Origin of the sequence: Silvania sp. (genome assembly GCF_051656365.1) — a bacterium.
Classification (GTDB): Bacteria; Pseudomonadota; Gammaproteobacteria; order Enterobacterales; family Enterobacteriaceae; genus Enterobacter; species Enterobacter hatchlandensis.
In genome coordinates, this window is the sequence record NZ_JBOGBT010000095.1 from 94,213 (window position 1) to 112,822 (window position 18,610).

General features: G+C 56.3%; 15 protein-coding genes, 1 tRNA gene and 1 pseudogene. 12 read left to right on the top strand and 5 right to left on the bottom strand.

Annotated features, from left to right (window positions below; genetic code table 11):
• The first annotated feature begins 286 nt into the window (after window positions 1–286).
• The 6 genes from ACRDD5_RS19260 to mgtE all read left to right on the top strand — a co-directional run bounded on the left by ACRDD5_RS19260 (window position 287) and on the right by mgtE (window position 7,674).
• Window positions 287–1,408: a porin OmpC gene (locus tag ACRDD5_RS19260; protein WP_271282805.1), complete on the top strand. Its 1,122-nt coding sequence runs from the start codon at window positions 287–289 to the stop codon at window positions 1,406–1,408.
• Window positions 1,409–1,528: 120 nt separating this feature from the next.
• Window positions 1,529–2,584: an FAD:protein FMN transferase ApbE gene (apbE, locus tag ACRDD5_RS19265; protein ID WP_438677701.1), complete on the top strand. Its 1,056-nt coding sequence runs from the start codon at window positions 1,529–1,531 to the stop codon at window positions 2,582–2,584.
• 72 nt (window positions 2,585–2,656) lie between these two features.
• Window positions 2,657–3,721, top strand: a complete 1,065-nt coding sequence (ada, locus tag ACRDD5_RS19270) for a bifunctional DNA-binding transcriptional regulator/O6-methylguanine-DNA methyltransferase Ada (protein ID WP_438677702.1) — start codon at window positions 2,657–2,659, stop codon at window positions 3,719–3,721.
• The gene (alkB, locus tag ACRDD5_RS19275; protein ID WP_438677703.1) at window positions 3,721–4,371 is read left to right on the top strand and encodes a DNA oxidative demethylase AlkB; all 651 of its coding nucleotides are present in this window, start codon (window positions 3,721–3,723) and stop codon (window positions 4,369–4,371) included. The genes ada and alkB overlap by 1 nt, the downstream gene beginning before the upstream one ends.
• A 76-nt stretch (window positions 4,372–4,447) precedes the next feature.
• Window positions 4,448–6,091, top strand: coding sequence for a multidrug ABC transporter permease/ATP-binding protein (locus ACRDD5_RS19280; protein ID WP_438677704.1), 1,644 nt, complete (start codon window positions 4,448–4,450; stop codon window positions 6,089–6,091).
• A 146-nt stretch (window positions 6,092–6,237) separates the two neighbouring features.
• A complete protein-coding gene (mgtE, locus tag ACRDD5_RS19285) occupies window positions 6,238–7,674 on the top strand; it encodes a magnesium transporter (RefSeq protein ID WP_271282799.1) in 1,437 nt (478 codons plus the stop codon).
• On the opposite strand, the pseudogene ACRDD5_RS19290 reads toward mgtE, so the two are convergent.
• Window positions 7,637–8,934, bottom strand: a pseudogene (locus tag ACRDD5_RS19290) (SulP family inorganic anion transporter). The gene mgtE and the pseudogene ACRDD5_RS19290 sit on opposite strands and share 38 nt — an antisense overlap.
• A gap of 188 nt (window positions 8,935–9,122) precedes the next feature.
• Here ACRDD5_RS19290 and mqo point away from each other — a divergent pair.
• Window positions 9,123–10,772, top strand: coding sequence for a malate dehydrogenase (quinone) (gene mqo, locus ACRDD5_RS19295; protein WP_438677705.1), 1,650 nt, complete (start codon window positions 9,123–9,125; stop codon window positions 10,770–10,772).
• A 41-nt stretch (window positions 10,773–10,813) separates the two neighbouring features.
• Here mqo and eco read toward each other — a convergent pair whose 3' ends face one another.
• Window positions 10,814–11,305: a serine protease inhibitor ecotin gene (gene eco / locus ACRDD5_RS19300; protein WP_438677706.1), complete on the bottom strand. Its 492-nt coding sequence runs from the start codon at window positions 11,303–11,305 to the stop codon at window positions 10,814–10,816.
• A gap of 194 nt (window positions 11,306–11,499) precedes the next feature.
• Between eco and ACRDD5_RS19305 the strand changes: the two genes are divergently transcribed.
• The 4 genes from ACRDD5_RS19305 to ACRDD5_RS19320 all read left to right on the top strand — a co-directional run bounded on the left by ACRDD5_RS19305 (window position 11,500) and on the right by ACRDD5_RS19320 (window position 15,197).
• The gene (locus ACRDD5_RS19305; RefSeq protein WP_271282795.1) at window positions 11,500–11,760 is read left to right on the top strand and encodes a DUF2534 family protein; all 261 of its coding nucleotides are present in this window, start codon (window positions 11,500–11,502) and stop codon (window positions 11,758–11,760) included.
• Window positions 11,761–11,769: 9 nt separating this feature from the next.
• On the top strand, window positions 11,770–12,954 hold the full coding sequence (locus ACRDD5_RS19310; RefSeq protein ID WP_438677707.1) for an MFS transporter: 1,185 nt from the start codon (window positions 11,770–11,772) through the stop codon (window positions 12,952–12,954).
• Window positions 12,955–13,045: 91 nt separating this feature from the next.
• Window positions 13,046–14,449, top strand: coding sequence for a DUF1996 domain-containing protein (locus ACRDD5_RS19315; protein WP_438677708.1), 1,404 nt, complete (start codon window positions 13,046–13,048; stop codon window positions 14,447–14,449).
• A 361-nt stretch (window positions 14,450–14,810) separates the two neighbouring features.
• Complete coding sequence (locus ACRDD5_RS19320) at window positions 14,811–15,197, top strand: hypothetical protein (protein ID WP_438677709.1); 387 nt, start codon at window positions 14,811–14,813, stop codon at window positions 15,195–15,197.
• Between the two features lie 67 nt (window positions 15,198–15,264).
• Here ACRDD5_RS19320 and ACRDD5_RS19325 read toward each other — a convergent pair.
• The 3 genes from ACRDD5_RS19325 to ACRDD5_RS19335 all read right to left on the bottom strand — a co-directional run bounded on the left by ACRDD5_RS19325 (window position 15,265) and on the right by ACRDD5_RS19335 (window position 17,422).
• A tRNA-Pro gene (locus ACRDD5_RS19325) sits at window positions 15,265–15,341 on the bottom strand.
• A gap of 73 nt (window positions 15,342–15,414) precedes the next feature.
• Window positions 15,415–17,175 carry an LPS biosynthesis-modulating metalloenzyme YejM gene (gene yejM / locus ACRDD5_RS19330; protein ID WP_438677710.1) on the bottom strand — a complete coding sequence of 587 codons (1,761 nt, stop codon included), beginning with the start codon at window positions 17,173–17,175 and terminating at the stop codon, window positions 15,415–15,417.
• A 19-nt stretch (window positions 17,176–17,194) separates the two neighbouring features.
• Window positions 17,195–17,422: a YejL family protein gene (locus tag ACRDD5_RS19335; protein ID WP_271282790.1), complete on the bottom strand. Its 228-nt coding sequence runs from the start codon at window positions 17,420–17,422 to the stop codon at window positions 17,195–17,197.
• A 134-nt stretch (window positions 17,423–17,556) separates the two neighbouring features.
• Between ACRDD5_RS19335 and yejK the strand changes: the two genes are divergently transcribed.
• A complete protein-coding gene (gene yejK / locus ACRDD5_RS19340) occupies window positions 17,557–18,564 on the top strand; it encodes a nucleoid-associated protein YejK (protein WP_438677711.1) in 1,008 nt (335 codons plus the stop codon).
• Window positions 18,565–18,610 lie beyond the last annotated feature (46 nt).

The window sequence follows — 18,610 nt, forward strand, 5'->3', positions numbered from 1 at the left end:
TCAGTGCTATAATTAAATTTTGTTTAACTTATTGTTTTATATGGCTATTTATTATTTTTTGATTTTTGGTGCTTTATTTTTTAACTTATCGTGCTATCAAAAAGTTCCCTTGAATTTACAAAATGAAACACCTATATGGTAAAATGAAACATCTTAAAAGTTTTAGTATCATATTCGTGTTGGATTATTCTGTATTTTTGCGGAGAATGAAGTTGCCGACTGGTTAAGAGGGTTAACCAGTAAGCAGTGGCAATAAATAAAAGACATATAACAGAGGGTTAAAATAATGAAAGTTAAAGTCCTGTCCCTCCTGGTACCAGCACTGCTGGTAGCGGGCGCAGCAAATGCGGCTGAAATTTATAACAAAGACGGCAACAAATTAGATCTGTACGGTAAAGTTGATGGTCTGCACTATTTCTCTGATGACAAAGGTAGCGATGGCGATCAGACCTACATGCGTATCGGTTTTAAAGGCGAAACCCAGGTTAACGATCAGATCACCGGCTACGGTCAGTGGGAATACAACGTTCAGGCTAATGATACAGAAAGCAGCAGCAACCAGTCCTGGACACGTGTGGCCTTCGCCGGTCTGAAATTCGCTGACGCGGGTTCTTTCGACTACGGTCGTAACTATGGCGTTGTGTACGACGTCACTTCCTGGACCGACGTGCTGCCAGAATTCGGCGGTGACACCTACGGTTCTGATAACTTCCTGCAATCCCGTGCTAACGGCGTTGCAACCTACCGTAACCAGGACTTCTTCGGTCTGGTTGAGGGTCTGAACTTTGCTCTGCAGTATCAGGGTAAAAACGGCAGCGCCAGCGGTGAAAACGACACGGGTCGTAGCCTGCTGAAACAGAACGGTGACGGCTTCGGCGGCTCCGTAACTTACGATCTGGGCGAAGGCTTCAGCGTCGGTGCAGCAGCAGCATCCTCTAAGCGTTCTGCTGACCAGAACGGTGCAGAGGTGTACGGTCATGGGGATCGTGCTGACGTGTACAGCGGCGGCCTGAAATACGACGCGAACAACCTCTACCTGGCGGCGCAGTACTCCCAGACTTACAACGCGACCCGTTTTGGTAACTCCCAGAACAACACCACCGTTTACGGTTTTGCTGACAAAGCGCAGAACTTTGAAGTGGTTGCGCAGTACCAGTTCGACTTCGGTCTGCGTCCATCCGTGGCTTACCTGCAGTCTAAAGGTAAGGACGTGAGCAACGGCACCAACAACTTCGGCGATCAGGATCTGCTGAAATATGTTGATGTTGGCGCGACTTACTACTTCAACAAAAACATGTCCACCTACGTTGATTACAAAATCAACCTGCTGGATGACAGCAACTTCACTCGCCAGGCGGGTATCAGTACTGATGACATCGTAGCACTGGGTCTGGTTTACCAGTTCTAAGTCGCACGTAGTATTGTATGAGGGGCCAATCGGCCCCTTTTTTTGGCCTCCACTTTAGGGTCTTACAAACCCCACTTTTTGGTGTACTCTTGCCGCTCTCAGGCTTGAGGATAATAACGAATGGAAATTACTTTTCTTCGTGTCGGCTTCCTGGCGACACTTTTTATGCTGACAGCATGTGACAACTCTCCCCCTCCGGTAAAGGCCACGACGGCCACCGCGACGGTGCTGGAAGGCAAAACAATGGGCACCTTCTGGCGGGTCAGCGTCATGGATATGCCTGCTTCCCGGGCCGATGAGCTGCGCGGAAAAATTCAGTCCCAGCTGGATGCAGACGACCAGTTGATGTCCACCTATAAACCTGATTCTGCCTTGATGCGCTTTAACAAATCCCAGAGCACTTCGCCATGGCCGGTGAGCGAAGCGATGGCGGATATCGTTACCGAAGCGCTGCGCGTCGGCTATAAAACCCAGGGGGCGATGGATGTCACCGTTGGCCCACTGGTGAATCTGTGGGGATTCGGCCCCAATAAACAGCCGGTGAAAACCCCCGATCAGTCACAGATTGACGATGCGCGGGCGCAAACGGGCCTGCAGCACCTGACGGTGATCAATCAGTCCGGTCAGCAATATCTGGAAAAAAATATCCCGGATCTGTTTGTCGATCTCTCCACCGTGGGGGAAGGGTATGCGGCGGATCATCTGGCGACGCTGATGGCCGAAGAAGGGGTCTCTCGCTATCTGGTTTCGGTCGGTGGGGCGCTGGTCAGCCGGGGATTGAACGCCAGCGATAAGCCGTGGCGGGTGGCGATCCAGAAGCCGACCGATCGGCAAAATGCGGTACAGGCGATTGTCGACATTAACGGCCATGGCATCAGTACCTCCGGCAGCTACCGGAACTATTACGAACTGGACGGAAAGCGTATCTCGCACGTGATCGATCCGCAGACCGGTCGCCCGATTAGCCATAATCTGGTGTCGGTAACGGTAATCGCCCCCACCGCGCTGGAAGCGGATGCCTGGGATACGGGTCTGATGGTACTGGGCACCGATAAAGCCCGGGAGATTGTGCGTGAGCAAGGTCTGGCGGTCTATATGATCATCCGGGAAGGGGAGGGATTCAAAACCTGGATGTCCCCGCAGTTCGCCAGCTTCCTGGTGAACGGCCCGAATTAAAAAGCAAGGTTGCGGGTTTTTCGTCGCTGGCGCTCAGGCAGGGTATGAGTATGCTTAAAGAAGGAGCCAATCATGAAAAACCCGAACCTGAAAAACGACGATCTGCGCTGGCTGGCGGTGCTGGCCCGCGATCCCCATGCCGACGGTCAGTTTGTGTTTGCCGTGCACACCACCGGTATCTTCTGTCGCCCCTCCTGTCGGGCTCGCCACGCTCTGCGTAAAAACGTTCGCTTTTATCCTGATGCCTGTCAGGCGGAGCAGGCCGGTTTTCGCCCCTGCAAACGCTGCCGACCCGATCTCCGCGATCCCAATGCGCAGCGGGTTACCACCATCGAAAAAGCCTGCCGCTTGCTGGAGCAGGATCAGCCCCTGACCCTGGATCAGCTGGCGCAGGCGGTGGCGGTAAGCCCGTATCATCTTCATCGCCTGTTTAAAGCCGCAACCGGCATGACGCCAAAAGCCTGGCAGCAGGCGGCGCGGGCGGCGCGTCTTCGTCAGGCGCTGGCGCAGGGCGACAGGGTCACCGACTCCGTACTGGCTGCGGGTTTTCCCGACAGCAGCAGCTATTACCGTAAGGCTGATGCCGCGCTGGGCATGACCGCGAAGCAGTACCGCCGTGGTGGGGAATCTACGACCGTGCAGTACGCCCTGAGCGACTGCGCGCTGGGCCGCTGCCTGGTGGCGGAAAGCGTGCGCGGTATCTGCGCAATTTTGCCCGGCGATGACGACCGCGCCCTGATTGCCGAGCTGGAGACGCTGTTTCCACACGCTCAACGCGATCAGGCCGACGCGGCCTTTGCGGCCCGGGTAAGTCAGGTGATTGCCAGCGTCGATAACCACGCCCTGGCGCTGACGCTGCCTCTGGATATCCGCGGGACCGCCTTTCAGCTGCAGGTCTGGCAGGCGCTGCGGGCTATCCCCGGCGGCGAGACCGCGAGCTACCAGCAGGTGGCCAACGCCATTGGCAATCCTGGCGCGGTGCGAGCCGTTGCCCGGGCCTGCGCCGCCAATACACTGGCGATTATCATTCCCTGTCACCGGGTGGTGCGCAGCGACGGCGGACTCTCTGGCTATCGCTGGGGTGCCGTACGTAAAGCTGCGCTGCTTAAGCGCGAAGCCAATAAGCTGGAGGAATAATGCTCGATCTGTTTGCCGACGCCGAACCCTGGCACGAACCCCTGGCGCCCGGGGCGTTGATCCTGCGCCGCTTTGCGCTGACGCGTGCATCAGCGCTGATGCAGGGCATCGAACAGGTTGCCGGACAGTCGCCGTTTCGCCAGATGGTTACCCCGGGCGGATACACCATGTCGGTGGCGATGAGCAACTGCGGCGCGCTGGGCTGGACCACCGACGCGCACGGCTACCTCTATTCACCCACCGACCCGCTGACCAGCGCGGCCTGGCCGCCGATGCCGCAGGCGTTTGCTGAACTGTGCCAGGCGGCTGCAACCGCTGCGGGCTACCCCGATTTTCAGCCTGACGCCTGCCTGATTAACCGCTACGGCATCGGGGCGAAGCTGTCTTTGCATCAGGATAAAGATGAAGCGGACCTGCGAGCGCCGATTGTCTCGGTATCGCTCGGCCTGCCTGCCGTCTTCCAGTTTGGCGGGCTGCGCCGCAACGATCCGCTTAAGCGCCTGCTGCTGGAGCACGGCGACGTCGTGGTGTGGGGTGGGCCTTCGCGTCTGTTTTACCACGGCATCCAGCCGCTAAAGGCTGGCACGCATCCCCTGACCGGAGACTGTCGCTACAACCTGACGTTCCGCCGGGCAGCGAATAACGAATAAAAATAAGAATTATTCTTGCTGTAAGCGGCGGGCAGTTTACACTGCTGGCTGTTTTTTCTTGTCTGGATTGCTCTGCATGGAACTCCTGTTACTGGTCTGGCGTCAATACCGCTGGCCGTTTATCGCGGTGATGGCGTTAAGCCTGCTCAGCGCCGCGCTGGGTATTGGTCTGATCGCCTTTATCAACCTGCGCTTAATTGAAACGGTCGACACCACCCTGATGGTGCTGCCGGAATTTCTTGGACTGCTGTTGCTGCTGATGGCAGTGACCCTCGGTTCACAGCTGGCGCTGACGACCCTCGGCCATCACTTCGTCTATCGTCTGCGCAGCGAGTTTATCAAACGCATTCTGGATACCCAGGTTGAGCGCGTGGAGCAGTTGGGCAGTGCTTCGCTGCTGGCGGGGCTGACCAGCGATGTGCGCGCCATTACCATCGCCTTTGTGCGTCTGCCGGAGCTGGTGCAGGGAATTATCCTGACCTTCGGCTCGGCCGCCTATCTGGCCTGGCTGTCGACCAAAATGCTGGCGATCACTGCCCTGTGGATTGTGATCACTATCTGGGGTGGCTACATGCTGGTGGCGCGGGTTTACCGCCACATGGCTGTGCTGCGTGAAACGGAGGATAAGCTCTACAACGACTATCAAACCGTGCTGGAAGGGCGCAAGGAGCTGACCCTGAACCGCGAGCGCGCCGAGCACATCTTCAACAATCTGTATGTTCCCGATGCCCGTGAGTATCGTCATCATATTGTGCGCGCCGACACCTTCCACCTGAGCGCGGTGAACTGGTCAAACATCATGATGCTGGGCGCGATTGGGCTGGTGTTCTGGATGGCAAACAGCCTCGGTTGGGCAGACACCAACGTGGCGGCGACCTACTCGCTGACCTTACTCTTTCTGCGTACCCCGCTGCTCTCGGCCGTCGGGGCGCTTCCCACCCTGCTTAGCGCACAGGTGGCGTTTAACAAGTTGAGAAAGTTTGACCTCGCGCCGTATAAAGAAGAATTCCCGCGACCTGAAGCGTTTCCAAACTGGCAAACGCTGGAACTGCGCAACGTGACGTTTACCTATCAGGACAACACCTTCTCCGTCGGGCCGGTGAATCTCACCCTCAACCGCGGCGAACTGCTGTTCCTGATTGGCGGCAACGGCAGCGGTAAATCGACGCTGGCGATGCTGCTGACCGGGCTGTATCAGCCCCAGTCAGGTGAAATCCTGCTGGATGGTAAACCGCTGAGCACAGAAAAGCCGGAAGATTACCGCAAGCTGTTTTCCGCCGTGTTTACCGACGTCTGGCTGTTCGATCAACTGCTGGGCCCGGAAGGCAAACAGGCCGATCCGGCGCTGGTGGAGAAGTGGCTGGCGCACCTGCAAATGTCGCACAAGCTGGAGCTACAGGACGGCAAAATCCTGAATCTGAAGCTGTCGAAAGGGCAGAAAAAACGGGTGGCGCTGCTGCTGGCACTGGCGGAAGAGCGCGACATTATCCTGCTGGATGAGTGGGCTGCCGATCAGGACCCGCATTTCCGCCGCGAGTTTTATCAAGTGCTGCTGCCGCTGATGCAGCAGATGGGTAAAACCATCTTTGCCATCAGCCATGACGATCACTATTTTATCCACGCCGACCGTCTGCTTGAGATGCGCAGCGGCCAGTTGAGCGAACTGACCGGCGCCGAGCGTGACGCCGCGTCGCGTGATGCGGTGGCGCGCACCGCATAATGCCCTGAACCTGCCCGGCGGCACCCTGTTGCCGGGCTATTTGCCCCCCGTTACCGATTTTTTCCCCTTTCCTGTCATTCGTTTATTAAAATTTACACAACCCCGCGCTATTCTTAATGCCAACTCATTTCATGGATTAATGATTGATGCCTGGATTATCGAAAAATAGCGCAAGGTTGCGCGATCAGGAGCGCGCGCGTCTTATCTGGTTGATGACCACCGACAAAGCGCTCACCTCCACCCTGCTGGGCAAGCTGACCCTGGCTGAGCAATATGATGTCGGTACCTTAGCCGACGATATTGCTGAGGTAGGGGCACTGGTCGCCCATTTGCCACCGCCGGATCTTGCCGATACCCTCGAAGCGCTGCCCTCGGAAGAGCGCCACGCCCTGTGGCGACTGGTCCAGGATCACGAGCGTGGGCAGGTACTGCTGGAAGCCTCCGAAAACGTCTGGGAAGACTTGATTGACGAGATGAGCGACCACGCTATTCTCGATGCCCTGCGTACCCTGGATATCGACGAGCAGATTTACCTGGTTCAGCATCTGCCGCGTAACCTGACCGGTCGTCTGCTGGCCTCGCTGCCCGCCAGCGAACGTGCCCGCGTCCGCCAGGTGATGCACTACGAAAAGAACCGCGTCGGCGCGATCATGGAGTTTGGCGTAATCATGGTCCGTCCGGACGTGACGCTGGGTACTGTGCAGCGCTACCTGCGCCGGCTGGGTAAAATGCCGGAAAACACCGATAAGTTGTTTGTCACCTCGCGCGATAAAATCCTGCTCGGCGAGCTGGCGCTGCAGACCATCCTGCTGAACAGCGCCCAGCGTAGGGTGAGTGAGGTGATGGACACCCAGCCGATGATCTTCTCCCCTGAAGATGATGCCGAAAAAGCGGCGCGTACCTTTGAGCGTGACAACCTGATCAGTGCCGCAGTGGTGGACTCGGTGGGTAAGCTGATGGGGCGTGTGACCATCGATGAGATCGTCGATGTGGTCTATGAAGAGACGGACAACGATATGCGCGCCCTCGGGGGGCTAAGCGCCGAAGAGGATGTCTACGCCCCGGTGAGCAAAGCGGTCAAAACCCGCTGGGCATGGCTGGCGATTAACCTCTGTACCGCCTTTATCGCCTCCAGGGTGATCGACGGATTTGAACACACCATCTCGCAGCTGGTGGCGCTGGCCTCGCTGATGCCAATTGTGGCGGGCATTGGTGGCAACACAGGCAACCAGACCATCACCATGATCGTGCGCGCGCTGGCGCTACAGCACATTCAGCCGGGCAACTTTACCTTCCTGATCCTGCGAGAGCTGGGCGTAGCGCTGATCAACGGCCTGGTGTGGGGCGGTATTATGGGCGGGGTGACCTGGTGGCTGTACGACGATATGGCGCTGGGTGGGGTGATGACTCTGGCGATGGTACTGAATCTACTGGTGGCGGCGATGATGGGGGTGATTATTCCGCTGACCATGACCCGCCTCGGGCGCGACCCCGCAGTGGGGTCGAGCGTGATGATTACCGCCATCACCGATACCGGCGGTTTCTTTATTTTTCTTGGTCTGGCGACGGTGTTTCTGCTGTAGCAGCGTGCCGACGTTTGATGCGGGACGGCATTATCGCCATCGCAATAATGCCGCCCACCACGCCAATCGCCAGATTACCGGTTGAGACGGTGGCCGCAACGGTCACCAGCATCACCAGGGTTTCGGCGATCGGCGCCCCTTTTACGCTGGCCGGTTGAATGCTGTGCCAGTTGAAGGTTTTGACCGCCACAATCGCCATAATGCCCGCCAGCACCGCCATCGGGATTTTTGCCATCACGTCGCTCAGCGCCGTCACCAATAGCAGCAGCACCAGCCCGGCGGCCAGCGTAGAGACGCGGCTGCGGCCTTTGCCCATCTCGACGTTGACGATGGTCTGACCGATCATCGCACAGCCCGCGATCCCGCCAAAAAAGCCCGCCATGATATTTGCCACGCCCAGTCCCATGCTCTCCCGGCGCTTGCTGGAGGGCGTCGCGGTCAGCTCATCCACCAGCTTTGCGGTCAAGAGGGATTCCATCAACCCGACGAAGGCGATGCTTAATGCGCAGGGCCAGATGATGCTCAGGGTGTGCAGGTCAAGCGGCACCAGCATCTGGCTGATGCCCGGCAGGCCGCCGCCAATCGAGCCTTCATCCCCGACGGTCGGCAGCAGCTGGCCGCTGGTGACGGTAAACAGCGTCAGGACCACAATCGCAATCAGTGGGGAAGGCACGCTTTTAATGTAGCGGGGTGCCCACAGCACAATCAGCAGCGTCAGGACAAACAGGCCGACAATCAGCGGGCTTTTGCTCCAGAAATGCGGCACCTGGGCAAAGAAAATCAATATCCCCAGCGCGTTAACAAACCCGGTCATCACTGCCTGTGGAATAAAGCGTATCAGGCGCGCCATCCCCAGCGCACCAAACAGGATCTGGATCAGGCCCGCAAGCAGCACCGCCGGCAGAATGTACTGCGCGCCGTGCTGATGAACCATCGGGCCAATCACCAGCGCCACGGAACCGGCTGCGGCGGTCACCATCGCCGGACGACCGCCCATCACCGACAGCGCCAGGCACAGCACCACCGAGGCAAACAGGCTAACTTTGGGATCCACGCCCGCCACCACCGAAAACGAGATCACTTCCGGGATCAGGGCCAGGGCGGTGATCACCCCAGCCAGGGTTTCACGCATGAAAAGTGAGGGAGAACGCAGGACCGTGACGATCCGGGGAGAGGCATGTGTCTGGGACATAGTTTTTCGCAGGTTAGTGGCGCCAGCAGGACAAAGGGTTCTGTGCGATAGATCACAAAGGGCAGCATAGTAGCGGGTAAGCGCGCGCTTTGCCAGCCCGCCAAATCGGATAACCCTACAAAATGCGCAACATTAATTATCATAATTACAATAATTATTTAACCTTTAAACAATATTTAAATGTTGCTACCGTTGGCGCCGCACTCCACTTCCAGTATTAACAGCAAAAAATACGCTTATCACGAAGGCATTAATGATGAAAAAAATGACTGCCATGCTCTTGTCCGTGGCCGTAAGCCTCAGCGCTGCCCCAATGGCGGCACAGGCGCAGGCCCCGCAGGCGCAGGAAACAGACGTTCTTTTAATTGGCGGCGGTATCATGAGCGCCACGCTTGGGACCTATCTGCAAGAGCTTGAGCCAGACTGGTCAATGACCATGGTTGAACGCCTCGACGGCGTGGCAAAAGAGAGCTCCAACGGCTGGAATAACGCCGGTACCGGCCACTCGGCCTTAATGGAACTCAACTACACCCCGCAGAAGAAAGACGGCACCATCAGTATTGAGAAAGCCGTTGAAATCAACGAAGCGTTCCAGATTTCGCGCCAGTTCTGGTCTCATCAGGTGAATAGCGGTGTGATGCACGACCCGCACTCCTTCATTAACACCGTGCCGCACATGAGCTTTGTCTGGGGTGATGAGAACGTTAACTTCCTGCGTGCGCGTTACGCTGCCCTGCAGCAAAGCACCCTTTTCCGCGGGATGAAGTATTCCGAAGATCATGCGCAGATTAAAGCCTGGGCACCGCTGGTGATGGAAGGGCGCGACCCGAACCAGAAAGTGGCCGCCACCCGTACCGACATTGGTACCGACGTCAACTACGGCGAAATTACCCGTCAGTTGGTGAGCGGGCTGCAGAAGAAAGAGAACTTCAGCCTGTCCGTGAACACCGAGGTGCGCGGCTTTACCCGCAACGCGGACAACTCCTGGAACGTGACCGTTGCCGACCTGAAAAACAACGACGCAGAGCGCGTGATTAAAGCGAAGTTTGTCTTTATCGGCGCAGGCGGCGCGGCGCTGAAGCTGCTGCAGGAAACCGGTATTCCGGAAGCCGACAACTATGGTGGCTTCCCGGTTGGAGGGCAGTTCCTGGTGTCGGAAAACCCGGAAGTGGTGAATCGTCATCTGGCGAAAGTGTACGGCCAGGCCTCGGTAGGCGCACCGCCAATGTCGGTTCCGCACATTGATACCCGTATGCTGGACGGTAAGCGCGTGGTGCTGTTTGGCCCGTTCGCCACCTTCTCGACGAAGTTCCTGAAAAACGGCTCCCTGTGGGATCTCCTGAGTTCAACCACCACCTCCAACGTGGTGCCGATGATGAACGTAGGGCTTGATAACTTCGATCTGGTGAAATACCTGATTAGCCAGGTGCTGCTCTCTGACGACGATCGTTTCGAGGCGCTGAAAGAGTACTATCCGCAAGCGAAGAAAGAAGACTGGCGTTTGTGGCAGGCGGGTCAGCGCGTGCAGATCATCAAGCGCGATGCGGATAAAGGCGGCGTGCTACGTCTGGGCACCGAAGTGGTGAGCGATAAAGAAGGCACCATCGCTGCGCTGCTGGGGGCTTCTCCGGGCGCGTCGACGGCGGCGCCGATCATGCTGCATCTGATGGAAAAAGTGTTCAAAGACAAAGTCGCCAGCCCACAATGGCAGGCGAAGCTGAAGACCATTATCCCGTCTTACGGTACGGCGCTGAACGGCAACGTAGAAGCCACCGAACAGGAGCTGGAGTTCACCAGCCGCGTTCTGCAGCTGAACTATGACAAGCCGCAGGCTCCTGACGCGGCACCACAGGCTCAACTGCAGGCGAAGCCGGAAAGCAAACCGGTCGCCGATATCGCCCTGTAATGTTATTTGCCCGGCGGCGCACGCTGCCGGGCATCATGGCATTAACGCACGACGGCGTTTTCAACCTTCTCGTCGGCCTTCCAGATTCGGTACTTCACCTCGATATTCGCCGGGGTATAGACCACAATCGGCAACTTGCTGTTGTAGCGCAGCAGGCTGTTCTCTCCCAGATTCGCCGTCACAAACTGCTTAGATTTTTTCCCTTCCGGGCACGCCATCATGGTAGAGACCGGTGAGGTCGCCTTATCGAAGACGTAATAGTCGTAACCCCAGCCTTCCAGCGTTTTGCGGGTTAACTGGCCGCCGAGCCGATGGCGATTGCAGTCCACTTCCAGCGTCTGTCCTATCAGCAGCTCAACGTTAAAATCCGCTTCCTGTTGCTGTGTTGGCAGGTCAATAACCTGGCGTTTCATCCCCTGTTCAGCCTGCGGGTAGGGGGCCGTTTTGCTTAATGGCTGGGGGGCATCACTGGCGTATGCGTTAAGACAGGTCAGCGCCAGCAGGGCAATGACACTTTTCGATGTGTTTTTCACAGTTATTCCTTTATGTCGATCCGTTCGCTTTCAGACTATCATGGTAGCTGTTTTTACCTTAAATTTATTTATAACAAGTGTAAATCACTGAGTAATTAGCTTGATAATAGTTTTAAATACTGGATTGGTGCCATGAAGGGGATCGTGGTAGGGTGAGCGGCAATCATTGTTATTCATCTGTGAAGGAAAAAACCATGGTACGTGAAAAACTTAACACCCCGGCGGGGCGCAAATTTCTGCTGGCACTGCTGACGGTTTTTCTCATTGCGGTCGCGGGCGTGGGGCGCGTCACCATTATCGGCGTGGTTGAGCAATACAACATTCCGCTGACGGAGTGGACCACCAGCATGTTCTTCCTGCAGTCGGCGATGGTGCTGGTCTACAGCACGGTGTTTACCGTCCTGCTGGCGATTCCGCTGGGGATTTTTTTCCTCGGCGGTAGCGATAAACGCTAAGTTTTCACGTTGCTTTCCCGGTTTTCTACCCTTCGCCGGATCCCGAAAGGGGTCTGGGTGGTGGGCGGCGTCAGTATGCTGATGGATATCTCCTCGGAGATTATTCACAGCCTGCTGCCGCTGTTTATGGTCACCACCCTTGGCGCCAGCGTCATCTTTATCGGCCTCATAGAAGGACTGGCGGAAGCCACGGCGCTGTTCATCAAGGTGTTTTCAGGTGCAATCAGCGACTATCTGGGTAAGCGAAAAGGCCTTGCGCTGCTGGGCTACGGGCTCGGGGCGGCCAGCAAGCCGCTGTTTGCGCTCGCGTCTTCTTCCGGGATGATCCTCGGGGCGCGGTTGATTGATCGGGTAGGCAAGGGCATTCGTGGCGCACCTCGCGATGCGCTGGTGGCTGACGTCACGCCGCCCGAGATGCGCGGCGCGGCCTTTGGGCTGCGTCAGTCGATGGACACCATCGGCGCATTTCTTGGTCCTCTGCTGGCAGTCGGAATGATGCTGCTGTGGAACGACGACTTCCGCACCATCTTCTGGGTTGCCGTCATTCCCGGCGTGCTGGCCGTTGCGCTGCTGTTTTTCGGTCTGCATGAGCCCGCCACCCCGATTGCCCACAAGCGTACCAATCCCATCAAAAAAGAGAACCTGAAACGCCTCGGCACCCGCTGCTGGTGGGTGATTGGCCTGGGCGCAGTCTTTACCCTGGCGCGCTTCAGCGAAGCCTTTCTGGTGCTGCGCGCCCAGCAGTCGGGCATTGCGCTGGCGCTGATCCCGCTGGTGATGGTCGCCATGAACCTGCTGTATGCCTTCTCGGCCTATCCCTTCGGCAAATTATCCGATTCCATGAGCCATACCCGCCTGCTGCAGTGGGGGCTGGTGGTGTTGATTGCGGCGGATATCGTGCTGGCGCTGAGTACGCACTGGGTTGGGATCATAGCTGGTGTGGCGCTGTGGGGTATCCATATGGGAATGACCCAGGGATTGCTGGCGGCGATGATCGCCAGAACGGCGCCTGCGGATCTGCGCGGTACGGCGTTTGGCCTGTTCAGCATGGTGAGTGGCGTAGCGCTGCTGATTGCCAGCCTTGGGGCGGGTATCATCTGGGAAACCTGGGGGGCGGAATACACCTTCTGGACCGGCGCCGCTATCTGCCTGCTGACGCTGGTGTACCTGTTGAAGCGCCCGGCGGTGCTGTAAAGCGTCGTGCAGAGGAAAATTATTCTGTAATTAATTCGGCGCGTTAGCGCGGTTTTGGTACCAATGTGGTCCTTTATTTCAGGAGAACGTTATGAAAAGGACCACACTTTACACCGCCCTGGCATTTGCTCTGTTGCTGCCATCACTGTATGCACATGCTGGCCCGCAGGCGCAGGTTGTCTGCGCCTACAATCACACCCTGGGCGACGATGCCATTATGATGTTCGGCAAAACCAATCAGGCGATGTGGCATGATTTTTTCGGCAACACCCGCACCGATGCCCATTCCAGCTATCAGTCGCTGCGTCAGCAGCCAGAAACCACCTGCGATAACAAAGCCGACAGCTCGGCGTACTGGGCACCGTCGCTGCGCCTGCCGGACGGGACGGTGGTGCAACCCGCTTACCAGAAAACCTATTACCAGGCATCCAACGTTGAGCAGTTTCCCCTCAGTCCGTTCCCGGCCGGACTGGCGCTGTTGGCGGGCGATCACCACGGTACTCAACCCAGCTCCCGCATCACCTTTCTGTGCGCCAACGGCAAAGGCTACAGCAATAAAGTGGGGGAAGTCTGCGGCCTGAGAAATGCCAAAGATGGAGTCCAGTTTAATATCGGGATCCAGTTCCCCAATTGTTGGGACGGTATTCACCTGCAGCCGATGCACGGCATGGCGAATGCCACTTACGACGTGAAAGGGCAGTGCCCGTCCGGCTTCCCGGTGAAAATCCCGACCGTCAATATGAACGTGGCGTATGTGCTTAAGGGCATCACCTCCCTTGATACCGCCAAAGCGCAGCTTTCTCTCGATCCCACCATGAACGGCGATGTACGCGAAGAGCACTGGGGCAGCCTGTATACTGCTCATGCCGATTTTATGAATGGCTGGACGGAACAGGGCGCGCAGTTTATGACCGATATGTGCATGAACGAAGGCACCGACTGCGGGACTAACGTGCCTTACGGCTATTCGAAAGCGCAGGCCAACGTCTGGGTGAGCAGCGAGACGCCGACCGTTCCCGTGCCAGACGCGCAGATGCTGCTAATTCAGGATAACTGGAAAAACGGCGGCCGAACCCGTAATCCGGAGACCATGAGTTTGGTCAAATTTACAATCCCTGCGCTACCAACCGGCCAGGATCCTTCCCTGTTCAAGTACAAGGTGCGGATCTACGGTGGGAAAGTCGAAGCCAACGGTGCCGACCAGATCTTCTTCTATCCGGCCAGCAACGACTGGGATCCGGCTACGGTGACCTGGAAAAAACGCCCAACCACCAGCTACAACTCGGATGCGATCTTGTATCTCGATAACAAGGTTGAATACCGGATGGTGGACGTGGACAAAGCGGTGCGTAAAGCGCTGGCGGCAGGGAAAACGGAGATCTCCTGGTATATTGGCGGCGATCGCCAGGGCAACCATTACCAGTTCAGCCCGGCATCTTCAAAAGAGAGCCTGCTGCTGATGCTGACGGGGTTCAAAACCACGCCGGAAATTTGATGGAATAGGTGAGGCGTAAGGCATAAGCCAGTCAGGCCACTGACTGGCTTTTTTGTATTACAATTGTTTACACTTGAAAGGGGTGCCTGTAAAAAGTCTTTATATCAGTAGGTTACCAATAATAAGAGTCCAGATGTGTTTCATTCGAAATCCCCGTTACGGGCGTAAATCCGTGCTTTTTCTCAATCAAAATAATACGCTATCTGCCTGCCCTGACTTATGTCAAATTTTCATTAGTTCACTAACGTAATATTTTCTTTTGTGAATTACAGCACGAAATGCTAATTTTCAGGACGTATTAACACTGCCTGTTTATATCGGCTGTTAATCCTCATTTTTCTTTATTGTGGTGGTGACGGGTATGTTTAAGAAATTGATTATCTCTGTTGTGCTCTCTTCTTTCGTGGCAGCGCCGGCATTTGCGATCAGCGCCAACTATCGCGCGCAGCTTGAGCGCTCCGGCTGTACGCAGCAAACCGAGCTGGACGGAACCTGCAACATCCATAAAACCAAAGCGGAAAACCAGAAAGCAGCGAAAGCCTCTGCCGCGACCTCAGGCGATCGTGCTGAGCTGGAAAATTTTCTGCGTGACAGCGTTCGTGGACAGAAAACGGATGATGCTTACAGTGCGCTTGAGGGATATGGTTTCAAAAATAATGAGCCTCTGATCTGGGTCAAAGGGAAGCAGAAGGTCACACTGAAAGTGAACAGTGCTGATGTCGTGACGAGCGCCACATCCGCTCACTGATTACAGACTGATTTCAGGTAAAAGAAAAGGGATGAACTCGATGAGTTCATCCCTTTTTTGATTGAGTTGGTCGGCACGGAGAGATTTGAACTCTCGACCCTCGCCACCCCATGACGATGCGCTACCAGGCTGCGCTACGTGCCGACACATGGAAATTTATACTACTCATTTCCGCGTGTAATGCAAGAATAGCCCAGACTAACTGATTAAAAATTAATCAGTTAGCGATGAACCGTTTCTCTTCCGTCAGCACCTGCAGCAGCAGACTCAGCTGCGGCGTGTGGTCATTGAGCTTCTCACCTTGCAGGTTATAGGTTCTGTAGCTGCCGTTGCTGTTCAGCACCAGTGTCAGCGACGGCGTGGTCACGGCCAGCGTGTTACTGCTGGCGGCGGTAACCCAGGAATGGCGACGCGTTGCGCTGAACAGATCCTGACCCTGGGAATATTCATTGGCTGGCGTACTGACGTGCAGCAGACGCTGCATCAGGGTCGTCATCACGTCTTTATGATCGGTCAGGGTGCTGATGCGCTGCGACGGCGTGCCAGGCCAGTGGATCACCAGTGGAACCTGCAGGCGAGGGCGCGACCACTCAACGTCATTGCGCTCACTTCCCAACGGAACACCGTGACCGGCGGTGATCACCACCACCGTGTTTTCCAGCTTGCCGGAGTCGCGCAGGGCGTTCAGTACGCGCGCAATCTGGGCATCAACTTCACCTGCGGCCTGCGCATAGCGGCGGGCAAAGGTTTTCTGGTTGCCGTCATCAATTGACGTCCCGTTGAGCGCAACCCAGGAGAACCAGCGGTTATCATCCTGCGCATAGCGGTTAAGCCAGCTGATCCACTGACCGGCAGTTTGTTCGTCTGACTGGCTTTTTGCTGCAGGTAGCGAAAAGTCGGACAGCAGCGCCTGGCGATACAGTGGGCTGGTGAAACCATCGGAAGAGAACAGCCCCAGCTGATAACCCTGCTGATTCAGGCCGGTAATCAGTGCCGCAGGCGTACGCGATGACAATACCCCGTCCATATAACCTGGCGAAATACCGTAGAACAAGCCAAAGATCCCGGCATCAGTCGCGTTACCGGAGCTCATGTGCTGGGTAAAGTTGATGCTCTGTTCGGCAAACTCCGCCAGGGCAGGCATCTGCTTCTCGTAACGCGAATAGTTCAGTCCGTCGACGGTAATCAGCAGGACGTTCTGGCCCTGACCCATATCGCGATAGCGCAGCTCGCTAAGCGGATACTGTACTGAAACCGCCTCGGGATCGCCCTGTTCAACCAGTCGACGCTGATACTCCTGCGCATCCAGCAGACCGTGTTTTTCCAGAAAACGGCGCGCCGTCATCGGATAGGAGAGCGGCAGGTTCGCGCGCTGCATGGTCACGGGACGATAGAAGTTAGCATCGGCCCAGATGTACATGACGTGCGAGCTAATAAAGGCAACAAAAAAGAGGGCGGCGACAGGTCGGGCATAGTGACGACGGCGCGTCAGGCTGCGCAGCTTCTGCCAGCTCCAGGTGGCAAATAGCATCTCAATCAGCAGGATGATCGGCACGCTGATAAACATCAGCTGCCAGTCGCGTGCGGTTTCGTTCTGGTCGGGATTGATCACCAGTTCCCAGACGATGGGGTTGAGATGCAGGTGAAAACGGGTAAAGACTTCGCTGTCGATGAGCAGCAGCGTCATGCCCACAGTGGCCAGGATTGCGGAGACAAACCGCATCAGCCGCTGCGACATGACGACAAACGTCAGCGGAAACAGGATCAGTAGATAGGTGGCGAAGACCAGAAAGCTAAAGTGGCCAATGACGCTAATCCATGAGTAGACGCGCCCGACAAGCGTTGTTGGCCAGTCGGCAACAAACAGATAGCGACTGCCCAGCACCATCGCCAACAAAATGTTGAACAGGGCAAACCAGTGCCCCCAGCTAACCATCTGGGAGACTTTTTCACGATAGCGCTGACGATTCGTCACCATAGACTGTCGTTCGTTTCCCTTAGTGCGCCTGGTCGTCGTTAACCGAAGACTGTAAGGCCTGAGCGAAAGATTTCGCGATTGCCTGGCGCTGGGCCGGCGCAACGCTGGTATTGATAAGGTTAGTCACCATATTTCCCAGAACCATCAGGGAAAGATCGGTCGGTGCCTTATGTTTTTCCAATACGTTGAGCAGCTCACTGAGCATGAGTTCAACGTGTTCATCACTGTAGCGGGAGAGTTGTGGCATAAATCGAAATCTGTTTGTGGAGGAAAGGGCAACATATTACCGTAGCAACAGCTTTTTTTCCCCTTTTTTATCTTCTGTTGCACAGATGACTGGGGGGTGGTTGAATACGGCCCGGTCTAAAAGGAGAGTTTATCATGAGTCTGGATATCAACCAGATTGCCCTGCACCAGCTTATCAAGCGCGATGAGCAAACCCTTGAGCTGGTGCTGCGCGATTCGTTACTTGAACCGACAGCTACCGTTGTTGACATGGTGGCGGAGCTGCATCGGGTGTATAGCGCCAAAAACAAAGCCTATGGCCTGTTTAGCGAAGAGAGTGAGCTGGCGCAAGCGCTGCGCCTGCAGCGTCAGGGTGAAGAGGACTTCCTCGCCTTCAGCCGGGCGGCAACCGGACGCCTGCGCGATGAGTTGGCAAAATACCCCTTTGCTGATGGCGGGATCGTCCTGTTCTGCCACTATCGCTATCTGGCGGTCGAATACCTGCTGGTGACGGTGCTGAACAATTTAAGCAGCATGCGCGTTAACGAACAGCTGGATATCAACCCAACGCACTATCTGGACATCAACCACGCGGATATCGTGGCGCGTATTGATTTGACCGAATGGGAAACCAATCCGGAATCAACCCGCTACCTGACGTTCCTGAAAGGGCGGGTAGGGCGCAAAGTCGCCGACTTCTTTATGGATTTCCTCGGCGCCAGCGAAGGTCTGAACGCTAAAGCGCAGAACAAAGGTCTGCTGCAGGCGGTGGATGATTTCACCGCAGAGGCGGCGCTGGATAAATCCGAGCGACAAAACGTGCGTCAGCAGGTTTACGCCTACTGCAACGAACAGCTGCAGGCCGGTGAAGAGATCGAGCTGGAGTCGCTGTCAAAAGAGCTGGCGGGCGTCAGCGAGGTGAGTTTCCAGGACTTTACCGCAGAGAAAGGGTATGAGCTGGAAGAGAGCTTCCCGGCGGATCGCAGTACCTTGCGTCAGCTGACGAAGTTTGCCGGTAGCGGCGGTGGGTTAACCATTAACTTTGACGCCATGCTGCTGGGCGAGCGCATTTTTTGGGATCCGGCAACCGACACGCTGACCATTAAAGGCACGCCGCCGAACCTGCGCGACCAGCTGCAGCGCCGTAGCGCGGGTGGTAAGTAAGCGCCATAAAAAAACCCCGCAGCGCGGGGTTTTTTCTCGACGTGTT

Excerpts from the sequence above, each read along its gene's own strand:
- mqo (WP_438677705.1), top strand. The coding sequence starts at position 9,123 with ATGAAAAAAATGACTGCCATGCTCTTGTCCGTGGCCGTAAGCCTCAGC.
- yejM (WP_438677710.1), bottom strand. The coding sequence starts at position 17,175 with ATGGTGACGAATCGTCAGCGCTATCGTGAAAAAGTCTCCCAGATGGTT.
- ACRDD5_RS19260 (WP_271282805.1), top strand. The coding sequence starts at position 287 with ATGAAAGTTAAAGTCCTGTCCCTCCTGGTACCAGCACTGCTGGTAGCG.
- mgtE (WP_271282799.1), top strand. The coding sequence starts at position 6,238 with ATGCCTGGATTATCGAAAAATAGCGCAAGGTTGCGCGATCAGGAGCGC.
- alkB (WP_438677703.1), top strand. The coding sequence starts at position 3,721 with ATGCTCGATCTGTTTGCCGACGCCGAACCCTGGCACGAACCCCTGGCG.
- ada (WP_438677702.1), top strand. The coding sequence starts at position 2,657 with ATGAAAAACCCGAACCTGAAAAACGACGATCTGCGCTGGCTGGCGGTG.
- yejK (WP_438677711.1), top strand. The coding sequence starts at position 17,557 with ATGAGTCTGGATATCAACCAGATTGCCCTGCACCAGCTTATCAAGCGC.
- apbE (WP_438677701.1), top strand. The coding sequence starts at position 1,529 with ATGGAAATTACTTTTCTTCGTGTCGGCTTCCTGGCGACACTTTTTATG.
- ACRDD5_RS19280 (WP_438677704.1), top strand. The coding sequence starts at position 4,448 with ATGGAACTCCTGTTACTGGTCTGGCGTCAATACCGCTGGCCGTTTATC.
- ACRDD5_RS19335 (WP_271282790.1), bottom strand. The coding sequence starts at position 17,422 with ATGCCACAACTCTCCCGCTACAGTGATGAACACGTTGAACTCATGCTC.
- ACRDD5_RS19305 (WP_271282795.1), top strand. The coding sequence starts at position 11,500 with ATGGTACGTGAAAAACTTAACACCCCGGCGGGGCGCAAATTTCTGCTG.
- ACRDD5_RS19315 (WP_438677708.1), top strand. The coding sequence starts at position 13,046 with ATGAAAAGGACCACACTTTACACCGCCCTGGCATTTGCTCTGTTGCTG.
- ACRDD5_RS19320 (WP_438677709.1), top strand. The coding sequence starts at position 14,811 with ATGTTTAAGAAATTGATTATCTCTGTTGTGCTCTCTTCTTTCGTGGCA.